11 protein-coding genes are annotated in these 13,464 nt (G+C 63.6%); 9 read left to right on the top strand and 2 right to left on the bottom strand.

The genetic code is table 11. The features are described from left to right. Positions 1-203 precede the first annotated feature (203 nt). Positions 204-2,156 carry an acetate--CoA ligase gene (gene acs, locus Q7U29_RS11760; RefSeq protein ID WP_304741564.1) on the top strand — a complete coding sequence of 651 codons (1,953 nt, stop codon included), beginning with the start codon at positions 204-206 and terminating at the stop codon, positions 2,154-2,156. Between the two features lie 409 nt (positions 2,157-2,565). Further along, positions 2,566-3,078, top strand: coding sequence for a L,D-transpeptidase (locus Q7U29_RS11755; RefSeq protein WP_304741562.1), 513 nt, complete (start codon positions 2,566-2,568; stop codon positions 3,076-3,078). Positions 3,079-3,140: 62 nt separating this feature from the next. Here the strand turns inward: Q7U29_RS11755 and Q7U29_RS11750 are convergent, their stop codons facing one another. After that, a complete protein-coding gene (locus Q7U29_RS11750) occupies positions 3,141-3,737 on the bottom strand; it encodes a thermonuclease family protein (RefSeq protein ID WP_304741560.1) in 597 nt (198 codons plus the stop codon). A gap of 65 nt (positions 3,738-3,802) precedes the next feature. Next, positions 3,803-4,033 carry a DUF1674 domain-containing protein gene (locus Q7U29_RS11745; RefSeq protein WP_304741558.1) on the bottom strand — a complete coding sequence of 77 codons (231 nt, stop codon included), beginning with the start codon at positions 4,031-4,033 and terminating at the stop codon, positions 3,803-3,805. Between the two features lie 180 nt (positions 4,034-4,213). Here Q7U29_RS11745 and Q7U29_RS11740 point away from each other — a divergent pair, with 180 nt between their 5' ends. The 7 genes from Q7U29_RS11740 (at position 4,214) to Q7U29_RS11710 (ending at position 13,439) form a co-directional block, all read left to right on the top strand. Beyond that, the gene (locus Q7U29_RS11740; protein WP_304741556.1) at positions 4,214-5,578 is read left to right on the top strand and encodes an RsmB/NOP family class I SAM-dependent RNA methyltransferase; all 1,365 of its coding nucleotides are present in this window, start codon (positions 4,214-4,216) and stop codon (positions 5,576-5,578) included. 174 nt (positions 5,579-5,752) lie between these two features. Next, positions 5,753-7,447, top strand: a complete 1,695-nt coding sequence (locus Q7U29_RS11735; RefSeq protein WP_304741655.1) for a heparinase II/III family protein — start codon at positions 5,753-5,755, stop codon at positions 7,445-7,447. A gap of 496 nt (positions 7,448-7,943) precedes the next feature. Beyond that, positions 7,944-9,086 (top strand): hypothetical protein, encoded by a 1,143-nt coding sequence (locus Q7U29_RS11730; protein ID WP_304741554.1) that lies wholly within the window; start codon positions 7,944-7,946, stop codon positions 9,084-9,086. Positions 9,087-9,210: 124 nt separating this feature from the next. Beyond that, a complete protein-coding gene (locus tag Q7U29_RS11725; protein WP_304741552.1) occupies positions 9,211-9,525 on the top strand; it encodes a HigA family addiction module antitoxin in 315 nt (104 codons plus the stop codon). A 388-nt stretch (positions 9,526-9,913) separates the two neighbouring features. Next, positions 9,914-11,506: a bifunctional phosphoribosylaminoimidazolecarboxamide formyltransferase/IMP cyclohydrolase gene (gene purH, locus Q7U29_RS11720; RefSeq protein ID WP_304741550.1), complete on the top strand. Its 1,593-nt coding sequence runs from the start codon at positions 9,914-9,916 to the stop codon at positions 11,504-11,506. 123 nt (positions 11,507-11,629) lie between these two features. After that, positions 11,630-12,679 (top strand): aromatic ring-hydroxylating dioxygenase subunit alpha, encoded by a 1,050-nt coding sequence (locus tag Q7U29_RS11715; RefSeq protein ID WP_304741548.1) that lies wholly within the window; start codon positions 11,630-11,632, stop codon positions 12,677-12,679. A gap of 4 nt (positions 12,680-12,683) precedes the next feature. Then, positions 12,684-13,439 (top strand): GntR family transcriptional regulator, encoded by a 756-nt coding sequence (locus Q7U29_RS11710; RefSeq protein ID WP_304741546.1) that lies wholly within the window; start codon positions 12,684-12,686, stop codon positions 13,437-13,439. The last annotated feature ends 25 nt before the right edge of the window (positions 13,440-13,464 follow it).

Here is a 13,464-nt window from a genome sequence, read left to right as displayed (position 1 = left end):
AACGGCCAACGCGATCGTGATGGAGCCCGGCGCCTGCGGCGGGGCCGACCGGCGGCGGCTTGATCCTGCGCATGGCGGGGGAACCCCGCCTAATGTCCTATTTCTTCCGCTTGTCGGTGCCGCTAGGCCCGACGCATAATCGTTGCAACAAACGGGACGGCCTGCAGTGCTCGCGTTCACTGGCCGCATGGGTGGAGGGTAACATGTCCGAGAAAATCTACGACGTATCGGCGGAATGGGCCAAGCGCGCCTTTGTCGATCAGGCCAAGTACCAGGAGATGTATGCGCGCTCGGTGAGCGATCCCAACGGGTTCTGGGCCGAACAGGGCAAGCGTGTCGACTGGATCAAGCCGTTCCACAAGGTCGAGAACACGTCGTTTGCGCCCGGCAACATCTCGATCAAATGGTTCGAGGACGGCGTCCTGAATGTGGCCTGGAACTGCATCGACCGGCATCTCGAAACCCGCGGCGACCAGACCGCCATCATCTGGGAAGGCGACGACCCCTCGCAGTCGAAGCACATCACCTACCGGCAGCTGCACGACGAAGTCTGCAAGATGGCCAACATCCTGCGCACCCGTAACGTCATGAAGGGCGACCGTGTCACCATCTATCTTCCGATGATTCCGGAAGCCGCCTACGCCATGCTGGCCTGCGCGCGGATCGGCGCCATCCATTCGGTGGTGTTCGCCGGCTTCTCGCCCGACAGCCTTGCCCAGCGCATCACCGATTGCCAGTCCAAGATCATCATCACCGCTGACGAAGGCCTGCGCGGCGGCAGGAAGGTGCCGCTGAAGGCCAATGTCGATGCCGCGGTCGCCAAATGCGGCGGCGTCGACTGGGTCGTCGTGGTCAAGCGCACCGGTGCCGCGGTCGACATGAACCCGTCGCGCGATTTCTGGTATCACGAGGCCGCCGAGATGGTGACCACGGAATGCCCGTGCGAGCCGATGCATGCCGAGGATCCGCTGTTCATCCTCTACACCTCGGGCTCGACCGGCCAGCCCAAGGGCGTGCTGCACACCTCGGGCGGCTACCTGGTATTCGCGTCGATGACGCATCAATACGTGTTCGACTATCACGACGGCGACGTCTACTGGTGCACCGCCGACGTCGGCTGGGTCACCGGCCACAGCTACATCCTGTACGGGCCGCTGGCCAACGGCGCGACCACGCTGATGTTCGAAGGCGTGCCGAATTACCCCGACATGTCCAGGTTCTGGAACGTGATCGACAAGCACAAGGTCAACATCTTCTACACCGCGCCGACCGCGATCCGCGCGCTGATGCAGGCCGGCGACGATCCGGTCAGGAAGACCTCGCGCAAGAGCCTTCGGCTGCTCGGCAGCGTCGGCGAGCCGATCAATCCGGAAGCCTGGGAATGGTATTACCGCGTCGTCGGCGACGAGCGCTGCCCGATCGTCGATACCTGGTGGCAGACCGAGACCGGCGGCATCCTGATCACGCCGCTGCCCGGCGCCACCAAACTCAAGCCGGGCTCCGCGACGCAACCGTTCTTCGGCGTGGTGCCCGAGATCGTCGATGCCGACGGCAAGGTGCTGGAGGGCGAATGCAGCGGCAATCTGTGCATCGCCAAATCCTGGCCGGGCCAGATGCGCACGGTCTATGGCGACCATGCCCGCTTCGAACAGACCTATTTTTCGACTTACAAGGGCAAGTACTTCACCGGCGATGGCTGCCGCCGCGACGCCGACGGCTATTACTGGATCACCGGCCGCGTCGATGACGTCATCAACGTCTCCGGCCATCGCATGGGTACCGCCGAAGTCGAGAGTTCGCTGGTGGCGCACGCGCTGGTCTCGGAAGCCGCCGTCGTCGGCTATCCCCACGACATCAAGGGCCAGGGCATCTATGCCTATGTGACGCTGATGACCGGCACCGAACCCTCGGAAGCGCTGCGCAAGGAGCTGGTGGCGTGGGTGCGCAAGGACATCGGCCCGATCGCCTCGCCCGATTTGATCCAGTTCGCGCCCGGCCTGCCGAAAACCCGCTCCGGCAAGATCATGCGCCGCATCCTGCGCAAGATCGCCGAGGACGAACCGAGCAGTCTCGGCGACACCTCGACCCTGGCGGATCCCGCCGTGGTGGAAGACCTCGTCGCGCAGCGGCAGAACAAGAAGGAAGCGGGGGCATAGGGGGCGGGGTCTCCAAGACCCGTTCCCCGGGCAAAGCGCAGCGCGCCAGCGATGCGCTGCAGATCCGGGGTCCATCTCGCAGCACCGTTTCTGTCCCGTGGGTCCCGGCTCTGCGCCGCGTCACTTCGTGGCGCGTCGCGTCCGGGACACGAGGATTTTCGCGCCTCCTCACACGATCGTCAGGGAAGACCGCTTCGCGCCTGCGCTTTCCTGCCGAGTGTTGTTTTCAAGTCATTTACTTTGTTCTCAACATTTCCTTTGTTGGTCCGCATTGAACGGGCTCAGAGCCCGGCCTCGAAACCGGTTGGTTAAGCCGCGCGGTCAAGAATGCGCGGGCGAACCGATATTTTGCAGGCCTTTCGGAAATTTGACGGCCCCAGGGGCGTCCCGAGTTAAAGTGGAGAGATTGATGTCGTTGAGGATTGCGGTGGCGCTGGCAGCCACCATCGGGGCGGGGGCCCTGCTGTCGACCGCGGCCGAGGCGCGCCCGGACATCGTCGGTTTCCGCGGCGACTATTCGCCGGGAACGATCGTGGTGAAGACCAATGAGCGCCGGCTCTATCTCGTCGTCGAGCAGGGTCGCGCGGTCCGCTATCCCGTCGGCGTCGGCCGCGCCGGCAAGCAATGGGCCGGCACCACCAGGATCGACGGCAAGTACACCAATCCCGCCTGGTCGCCGCCGGCGGAAGTGAAGCGCGACAGACCTTCGATGCCGAACGTCATCCCCGGCGGCTCGCCGCGCAACCCGATGGGCGTTGCCGCGATGACACTGGCGGGCGGCGAATATGCGATCCACGGCACCAACGCGCCGGGTTCGGTCGGTGGCTTCGTCTCCTACGGCTGCATTCGCATGCTGAACGCCGATATCACCGATCTCTACCAGCGCGTCTCCGTCGGCACGACGGTGGTCGTGACGCGCTGATCCATCCTTCAGCGCTTGAGGGCTCAAAAGCCGCGCAATTGCGCGGCTTTTCGTTTGAGGACTCAACCCGGACACCACGAATTGCGGTGGCCGCCGCGATAGCCGCGCGCGTGGCCCGCGGCGAGCAGCGCCGCCGAAACATTGTCGGTCCGCCGCGTCGCGACATCGGCGACGACGCGGCCGTTATATTTGTCGGGCCCGATATTGTAGATCGCGACCCCGCCTTCGCCGAGCAGGCCGCGCAAGGCCGCACCTGCGGCTTCGGCCAGTTCCAGCTCCTGCGCGCAGGCGGCCTTCAACTCCGGCGCATCGACGCCACGCAGGCGAACCCGCGTGGTCGGCTCGAGCCCGGGCGACAGATGCACCCGCGCCTCAAACGTGTCGCCATCGATGGTCCTGAGCACGTCGACCGGATGCCGAACGCTGGAATTTCCGGCGCGCCGCCAGACCATTTCGGCGTCGCGCGCCGCCTGGCTATCGGCTGATGGCTGCGAGACCGGTGCCGGCCAATTCACCCACTGCCGCAGCGGCAACAACGTCGCCGGCGCCACGCCAAGAATGAAGATCCAGGGCAGGAGCGCTGAAAAGCGACGGCGCCAGGGCCTGCCCGGATCGCAGGTCTTGCACCGATGAGTATTTATTCTGTCAAATGGGGACATATTCCCAAAAGTGGGGTGAGTCGCGCCGAACCGGCAAGCGCTTCCGAGTTCAAAGATAGACCGGATCAAAAATCCGAGGCGATGCCCTTGTTCTCCCAGTCGCCATAGCGCGTCGGTTCCGGGCCCTTCGGGCCCTGCAATTCCTTCGGTGCGACCCGTGCGTTGGCCGCGGCGGCTTGCCGGCGCGCTTCGGCCTCGGCCAACGCACGCTGGGCCGCCGCCGGCAGTGGCTTGCGTTCCCCAGCAGCTGGTTCGGGCAGTGGTGGCTTGTCGGTCGTGTCAGCGTTTCCAGCCATTGCCCAATCCCTGCTCAATCCGGACTTCGAGAATAAAGCTCACACCCGAACTGTGAAATCATAAAGGCGATTCTTATATTTGGCATATTCGCATGTCAGAGGTGCTGTCCTTTCGATATCAGCGCCGAAATCGCGTTGAACGGTCGTCCCTTTCCTTATCTCCTGAGATGTTTCCGCTCCATGCCTCCTCAAAGATTCGCCCTGCCATCCGAAGTGCCCGGCCTCGCGGCGCGGCGGATCGCGGCGGATATTCTCGACGGCGTACTGCACAAGCACCGAACTCTCGATGACCAGCTCGACGGCGCCGGCGCCCATCCCGGGCTGAAGACGCTGCCCGACCGCGACCGCGCCTTGATGCGACGGCTGGTGGCGACCATCCTGCGGCGGCTCGGCACCCTCGGCCATGTGCTGTCGCGGCTGCTCGACAGGGGTATTCCGACCGACGCGCCGCGCGCGCAGAGCGCGCTGCTGATTGGCGCTGCCCAAATTCTCTGGATGGACGTGCCCGATCACGCCGCGGTCGATCTTTCGGTGCGGCTGGTGCAGTCGGACCGGCGCGCCGCCAAATATGCCGGGCTGGTCAACGCGGTGCTGCGCCGCTGCGCGCGCGAGGGACCGTCGCTGATCGACGAGGTCAAGTCGCAGACGCTGGACGTTCCGCCATGGCTGCTGGCGCGCTGGATCGCATTTTATGGCGAGACCACCGCGCGGGAGATCGCGGTGGCGCTGAGCCATGAACCATCGCTCGATATCACCGTGAAGTCCGACGCGGAGCAGTGGGCGACGCGGCTGCACGGCGAAACGCTGCCGACGGGAAGCGTGCGCACGCTGCTGCAGGGCTCGGTGAAGATGCTGCCGGGCTTTACCGATGGCCAGTGGTGGGTGCAGGACGCCGCCGCCGCCCTGCCGGCGCGGCTGTTCGGCGACATCGCCGGCAAGCGCATCGCCGATCTCTGCGCCGCCCCCGGCGGCAAGACCGCGCAATTGATCCAGGCCGGCGCCCAGGTCACCGCGGTCGACCGTTCGCCCGGCCGCATGGCGCGGCTGAACGACAATCTCACCCGGCTGGGGCTGGAAGCTGCGACCGTGGTGACCGACGCCGCCGAATGGCAGGGCGGCGACATTGGTGGGAGTCCGGGCGAAGGCTTCGACGGCATCCTGCTCGATGCGCCCTGCGCCTCGACCGGAACGATCCGCCGCCACCCCGACGTCGCCTGGCTGCGGACGGAGGCCGATATCGGCGCGCTGATGGCGCTGCAGAAGCGATTGTTGCAACGGGCGACCGCGCTGCTGAAGCCCAGGGGAACGCTGGTCTATTGCACCTGTTCGCTGGAGCCGGAAGAAGGCGAGCAGGCCATTTCGGCGCTGCTGGCCGCCGAGCCCGCCATGCGCCGGGCCCCGATCGACGCCAGCGAGGTCGCCGGCCTCAGCGAAATCCTTAATTCGGACGGCGATTTGCGCACCCTGCCCTGCCATTTGCCGCACGAGGACCCCCGCCTGGGCGGTCTCGACGGTTTTTACGCCGCCCGATTGGTTAAATCCTGATTTTGCACTGCATTTTCGCGTTCCGGCGCTGATTCGCCCGGTTTCAAGATGGTGTCTTGGCGGCGTTTCCGGATTAAAAGGATTCGCATCTAATTCTCCCAATCAAGGCAAGGCGTGACGGTCGCTCAACGCAGACGTATCTCGACGCTGATCCTGGGCCGCTTCGCGCGGAACATGATCTCGCGCGTCAGCGGCGGCTCGGTCGCGGTGTCGCGGCTGTGGCCGGGTCGCACCGACCGGCTGATCATCGCCCCGCACGATCTGCGCACCGCCGACGCCACCCGCGCCGCCGAGATCTATGCCGGCCGCTTCGTGTTCGCCGGCAAGATCGTGACCTGCCACGGCCGCTCGATCTTCGACCTCGAGCCGCCGTCGGAAGACTGGGAAGTGGCGCTGCTCGGCTTCGGCTGGCTGCGCCATCTGCGCGCCGCCGACACCGCGCTGACCCGCGCCAATGCCCGCTCGCTGGTCGACGACTGGATTTCCAATCCGGCGCACAAGCGCCCGGTCGGCCGCCGCGCCGACGTGCTGGCGCGCCGCGTCATCTCGCTGCTGTCGCAGGCGCCGCTGGTGCTCGGCGATACCGACGGCAAGTTCTACCGGCGCTATCTGCGCGGGCTGACCCGCGAAATCCGCTATCTGCGCTACACCATGCTCGACATTCCCGACGGCGTGCCGCGGCTGCAGGTGCTGATCGCGCTGTGCTACGCCTCGCTCTGCCTGCAGAACCAGGCCCGGCATATCCGCACCGCCACGAAAAAATTGTCCGACGAGCTGCAGCGCCAGATTCTTCCCGACGGCGGGCATTTTTCACGCAATCCCGGCGCGCTGATCGAACTCCTGATCGACCTGCTGCCGCTGCGGCAGACCTTTGCCGCCCGCAACATCGCGCCGCCGCCGGCGCTGCTGAACGCGATCGACCGCATGATGCCGATGCTGCGTTTCTTCCGCCACGGCGACGGCAGCTTTGCGCTGTTCAACGGCATGAGCAGCGCGCCATCCGATCTGCTGGCGACGCTGCTGGCCTATGACGATACCCACGGCGCGCCGATGGCACACATGCCGCACACCGGCTTTCAGCGCCTCGATGCCGGCGCCATGACCATCATCATGGACACCGGCCCGCCGCCGCCGCCGAGCGTCAGCCACGACGCCCATGCCGGCTGCCTGTCGTTCGAACTGTCGTCGGGTCTCAGCCGCATCGTGATCAATTGCGGGATGCCATCCACCGGCCGCGACAACTGGCGCGCCTTCGCGCGCGGCACCCCGGCGCATTCCACCCTGTGCTATCACGATACCTCGTCCTGCCAGTTTGTCGAACTGTCGGCGATGAAGCGGCTGCTGCGCGGCTCGCCCGTGGTGAGCGGTCCGACCACTGTCGAAAGCTATCGCGAGATGGTCGCCAACGGCGTGTTGCTGACCACCTCGCATGACGGATATCTGTCGCGGTTCGGTGTGGTGCATCGCCGGGTGCTGATGGTGGCGCAGGACGGCACCAGGCTGGACGGCGAGGATACCCTGTCGCCGGCGCCGGGCGGCCGGATCAAGGGCAACGAGACCGATTATGCGTTGCGGTTTCATCTGCATCCCGCCGTCAAGGCAAGCCGGCTTTCCGACGCCCGCGGCGTCATGCTGGTGCTGCCGAACCGCGACGTCTGGACCTTCGAGGCGCTCGACGACAAGGTCGAGCTGGAGGACAGCGTGTTCCTGGCCGGCAATGACGGTCCCCGCCGCACCGCCCAGATCGTGATCCGGCAGGAATCCCGCCACGCCGCCTCGATCCGCTGGAGTTTTGTCCGCTCGACCACGTCGGCCTCGGCCACCACGGCCAGGCGCAACGCCCGCCGCGAGCCGGAATTGCCGCTGTAGGGAGTCTAAGCGTCATCATGGCGAGCGCAGCGAAGCAATCCAGCTTTACCGCAGCATAGCTGGATTGCTTCGTCGCTTCGCTCCTCGCAATGACGGGGTATAGTTTAAGTGTCCGGCTTCAATCGAACGGCTTCATGAAACATTTAATCTCGGTGTCCATCAAACCGGCAGCAGCTCGAAGCTTATGATTGTGATCCAAAATCTCCATCGAAACATTATCCGAAGCTTTACAATCTTTGGTCGATCACGCGGCTGGCGTGAAGTCAACGAGTGGGAGAGCCGAGCTTCCATAACGGAAGCAAGCTTGGCGCCATTGTTATTCGACGCGAGTTTGACCGGCGGGTGCGAGAATTTACGTGTCCGCAGAATGAGCGGTTCAGACAGAAGCAAAAAAGAGAGGCCTCCCAACCGATCCTTCAGCTCAGAATGCTGTTGACGATAGTTACCAAACGACTCCATTCTACCCCTGATTGAGCAGGAGGAAAAAATGGGAAGTATGCGAAATTTTTATTTTGGCGCTATTTGTGCCGCTTGGGCGTTGACAAGTGCGGTGCCGATCTCTGCTGCCGGAGTGCAAGAATGCGACAAAGCCTTAGTAATCTCAACGTACGACTCAATTGCATCGGATCGGCTTGACTATCGACTTGCAGAATCAGTGGACGAAGAAACCTACAAGAAGATCAAAGAGAAGCATGGCGGTGGTATATCCGTTCCGATCTATGGAGTTCCTGTTGGAGCCGATTATAACCAGTTCAAGGACAACGTGCGACGTTACACGCTAAACCAACGCCGGTCAGAATCTCTTAATAGAGATCAAGCATTAAGCGTCAAATGGACGGGCTTGGATCAGATTGCCAGCAGCGCTTACAGGCAGTGCTTGAACACGGTTCTGGCCATGTCGCCCGGAAAGGTGACGATAGCGGCAGTGTATGCAACAAATACCGACGTATCATTTGTCGTTCGATATACTAAAGCAGGAGGGCAACCCGACCCAATTGCAATGAAATGGACGACCAACCTTCGCACAATTGACGGTTCTCCTCTACCTAACACCCTGAGTTCTGGTGCAGACAAGTATATTGTTTTTCGGCAGCCAGCCGTCTCTCAGCAAATCGCTTTCAATAGTGATGCTGGAGGCGGAGTGATTCCTGTAGCGGCTTTGCCAAGGCGCGTTCCCCGTCCGCCATGCGCCGCCAAGGCCGGGCCGTATAATTTCGACGGAACAAACTGCGGGGACAACTATGAAATCAGCGGTCGTCGTGCCCTTATTAGATTTGGGAGCGGTAGGCAAACTTCGATTCCGGAAAACAATCCCCAGTACGATGCGTCCATAGGGAAATGGCTGCCCGGCGACTTCAATGGCGACGGCTTGACCGATCTAGCTCACGTCGCTCGACCAATTGGTCGTATCCACATTCATTTTGCAGAGGTCGGCGGCAATTTCCGCTCGCCAACAACCCTGGAAATCAGGCAACTGATCCCGGGCTACGACGCGAATTTAGGAAACTGGGACGTTAGTTTCGATTCATCGACAGGTCGCGCATTTCTGATTCACGATCCAAGCTTGCCAGACAAACGAAATCACATTTGGAAATCAAATGGCGACGGAGGTTTTACAATGGCAACGACGACCAAGTGACTGGATAGTTCGGTCGCCACTAAACGCGCGAATGAAACGCCTAGTGCCGCGGATATTCGCCGGTTGCCTACTTGTGGCAGGGCCACGCCTTGCTCATTGCTAGTGAAAAGAAAGAGGAGCAAACATGGTCTATGCGGCAAAGCGCGGCAAGAACCGCTGCCCCACCCATCCCGGTGCGCTGCTTCGCGAAGACATCATTTCAGCCACCGGCCGCACCAAGGCGGAGATCGCCGGATTGCTCGGGATTTCACGGCAGCATCTGTACGACATCCTGCAGGAACGAAAGCCGGTGTCCCCTGCTATTGCGGTCCGGCTGGGCAAGCTTCTTGGCGACGGCGCGGGAATTTGGACCCGGATGCAGGCCGCGTACGATACCTGGCATGCGGAGCGGTCCGAAGATGTCCGTCATATCCCGACCATCAAGGCAAAGGCAGCTTGAGACTCCGGGAGCCGGAATAGCCGCTGTAGGAACTTTAGGCGCTGGCATTGCGAGCCAACGAGTCGGCGCGAAGCCGTCGCCCGATGACTGGCTCCGTGAAGCAATCTAGCTTTACTCGCCACAACAGGACTGTCGTCGCCCGGCTTGACCGGGCGATCCAGTACGCCGAGGCATCTCGGTTCAAGTTCTGGCGTCTCTGGGATACTGGGTCGCCCGGTTAAACCGGGCGATGACAGCGGTGTTTGCTTCATGCAGCAGGGTCGGCCGCTGCCAGCCCCACCCCTCACGCAACACTCCCTGTGGTCAACGCAGGCCCCCTCTGCGCTTGCGGTTTCGTGATCGCCAAAACCATGCTACCGGGCTGGCTTACCAGCCAGGATACTCCCCCATGACCGACCATCCGCGCCGCGTAACCCGCGCTCTGTTGTCCGTTTCCGACAAGATCGGGCTGATCGAATTTTCCCGGGCGCTGGCGGCCCACGGCATCGAGCTGGTCTCGACCGGCGGCACCGCGAAGGCGATCGCCGCCGCGGGCCTTGCGGTGAAGGACGTCTCGGAGCTGACCGGTTTTCCGGAAATGATGGACGGCCGGGTCAAGACGCTGCACCCGAAAGTGCATGGCGGATTGCTGGCGATCCGCGGCAATGCCGAACATGCCGACGCGATGAAGACGCACGGCATCGCGCCGATCGACCTGTTGGTAGTCAATCTCTATCCGTTCGAGGCCACCGTCGACAAAGGCGCCGGCTACGAGGACTGCATCGAGAACATCGACATCGGCGGCCCCGCGATGATTCGCGCCGCGGCGAAGAACCACGACGACGTCGCCGTGGTCGTCGAAGCCGCCGATTATCAGGCCGTGCTCGACGAACTCGCCGCCAACAAGGGCGCGACCACGCTGACCCTGCGCCGCCGTCTCGCAGCAAAGGCCTATGCCCGCACCGCCGCCTATGATGCGGCGATCTCGAACTGGTTCGCCAACGAACTCAAGACCGAAGCGCCGGATTTCCGCGCCTTCGGCGGACGGCTGATCCAGGCGCTGCGCTACGGCGAGAATCCGCACCAGACCGCCGCGTTTTATCGCACGCCCGACAAGCGTCCCGGCGTCGCCACCGCGCGGCAGCTGCAAGGCAAGGAACTGTCGTACAACAACATCAACGACACCGATGCGGCCTATGAATGCCTCGGCGAGTTCGATGCCGCGCGCACCGCGGCTGTCGTCATCGTCAAGCACGCCAATCCCTGCGGCGTCGCCGAAGGCGTCGACCTGGTCAGCGCCTATCGCAAGGCGCTGGCCTGCGATTCGACATCCGCCTTCGGCGGCATCGTCGCGCTGAACCGCACGCTCGATGCCGACGCCGCGCGCGCCATCACCGAAATCTTCACCGAGGTGATCATCGCGCCGGATGCGACCGAAGAGGCCATCGCCATCGTCGCCACCAAGAAGAACCTGCGGTTGTTGCTGGCGGGCGCGCTGCCCGATCCGCGTACGGTGGGCCTGACCGCCAAGACCGTTGCCGGCGGATTGCTGGTGCAGAGCCGCGACAACGCCGTGGTCGACGGCATGACGCTGAAGGTCGCAACCAAGCGTGCGCCGACCGACGCCGAAATGCGCGATCTGAAGTTCGCGTTCCGCGTCGCCAAGCACGTCAAGTCCAACACCATCGTCTATGCCAAGGACCTCGCCACCGTCGGCATCGGCGCCGGCCAGATGAGCCGGGTGGATTCCGCGCGGATCGCCGCGCGCAAGGCGCAGGATGCCGCCGACGAATTGAAGCTGGCCGCGCCGATGACCCGGGGCTCCGTGGTCGCCTCGGACGCGTTCTTTCCGTTCGCCGATGGACTGCTGGTCGCGATCGAGGCCGGCGCCACCGCGGTGATCCAGCCGGGCGGGTCGATCCGCGACGATGAAGTCATCAAGGCCGCCGACGATGCCGGGATCGCCATGGTGTTCACCGGCGTCAGGCATTTCCGGCACTAAGCGGCCTTTGAACCAGAACCTGGATACATAAAAGGACTATAATACCTCTATTCGAGTCATACTTGTCGCTTCCTCGGGGTTGATGTATACAATCGGCATCCAATCAACGCCGAGCAAGCCGTCATGGCCCCATCCTTCCCCCAAAATGCCTGGTACGCCGCCGCCTGGGATGCCGATATCAAGCGCGCGCTGTTTCCGCGGACCATTTGCGGCAAGCAGGTCGTGATGTACCGGCAAGCCGACGGGCAGGTGAGCGCGCTGGAAGACGCCTGCTGGCATCGGCTGGTGCCGCTGTCGAAGGGGCGTCTCGAGGGCGACACCGTGGTGTGCGGCTACCACGGCCTCAAATTCAATGCGTCCGGCCGCTGCACCTTCATGCCGTCGCAGGAGACCATCAATCCGTCGGCCTGCGTGCGCGCCTACCCCGTGGTCGAGCGCCACCGCTTCATCTGGCTCTGGATGGGCGATCCCGCATTGGCCGACCCCGCGCTGGTGCCGGACATGCACTGGAACGACGATCCAGCCTGGGCCGGCGACGGCAAGACCATTCACGTCAAATGCGACTACCGGCTGGTGGTCGACAATCTGATGGACCTGACGCACGAGACCTTCGTGCATGGCGGCAGCATCGGCAATGACGCCGTCGCCGAGGCGCCGTTCGAAGTTACCCATGGCGACACCACCGTGACCGTGACCCGCTGGATGCGCGGCATCGAGGCGCCGCCATTCTGGGCCGGACAGCTGCAAAAACCGGGACCGGTCGATCGCTGGCAGATCATTCACTTTCAGGCGCCCGGCACCGTCAACATCGATGTCGGGGTCGCGCCCGCAGGCACCGGTGCGCCGGAAGGCGACCGCTCGCAGGGCGTCAACGGCTACGTGCTCAATACCATGACGCCGGAAACCGCAACGACGTGCCATTACTTCTGGGCGTTTGCGCGCAATTATCGCCGGACCGAACAGCGGCTGACTACGGAAATCCGCGAAGGCGTCGCCGGTATTTTTCATGAAGACGAAATCATTCTGGAAGCGCAGCAGCGCGCCATCGACGCCAATCCCGACCGCGTGTTCTACAATCTCAACATCGACGCCGGCGCGATGTGGGCGCGGCGCATGATCGACCGCATGATCGCGCGCGAAAATCCCCCGGCAGCTATGCAGGCGGCGGAGTGAAGCGATGAACGAACGCGACCCCGACCGCGCGGTATCGCACACCGTGCGCGCCCAGCTCGCGCTGCGCGACCTGATCCTGTCCGGGCGGTTGCGGCCAGGCGAGCGAATTTCGGAATTGGGCGCGGTGGAGACCACCGGCGTATCGCGAACGCCGGTGCGCATGGCGCTGGTCCGGCTCGAGGAGGAGGGGCTGCTGGAAGCGATTCCCTCCGGCGGCTTCATGGTGAAGGCCTTTACGGAACGCGACATTCTCGACTCCATCGAGCTGCGCGGCGTGCTCGAAGGCCTGGCCGCGCGCTTCGCCGCCGAGCGCGGGGTTTCCGCGCGCGATCTGGAGCCGCTGAAGCAGAGTCTGGCGGAGCTTGACGAGCTGGTGGCGCGCGACGCGGTCTCGGTGGAGGCATTCTCCGCCTACGTCACCATGAACGCCCGCTTTCATGCCCTGCTCACGGAATTGTCCCGCAGCGCGCCCCTGATCCGGCAGATCGACCGCGCCTCCGCGCTGCCGTTCGCTTCTCCCAGCGGCTTCGTGATGGCGCAATCGGCGCTGCCGGAAGCGCATCAGATCCTCATCATCGCGCAGGACCATCACCGCATCGTGGTCGACGCCATCGAGAATCGCGAAGGAGCGAGGGCAGAGGCAGTGATGCGCGAGCATGCGCGGCTCGCCGCCCGAAACCTGCGGCTGGCGCTGCGTAACCGGACCCATCTGGATCTGCTGCCGGCGCTGGCGCTGATCCGTTCGCCTGTTACTGAATAGCAAAGCGTTTTCAAGCGAAGTGGAT

This window comes from Bradyrhizobium sp., from assembly GCF_030654605.1.
GTDB lineage: Bacteria > Pseudomonadota > Alphaproteobacteria > Rhizobiales > Xanthobacteraceae > Bradyrhizobium.
Note: the sequence above shows the minus strand (reverse complement) of the source record. Positions and strands in the feature narration are given on the sequence as shown.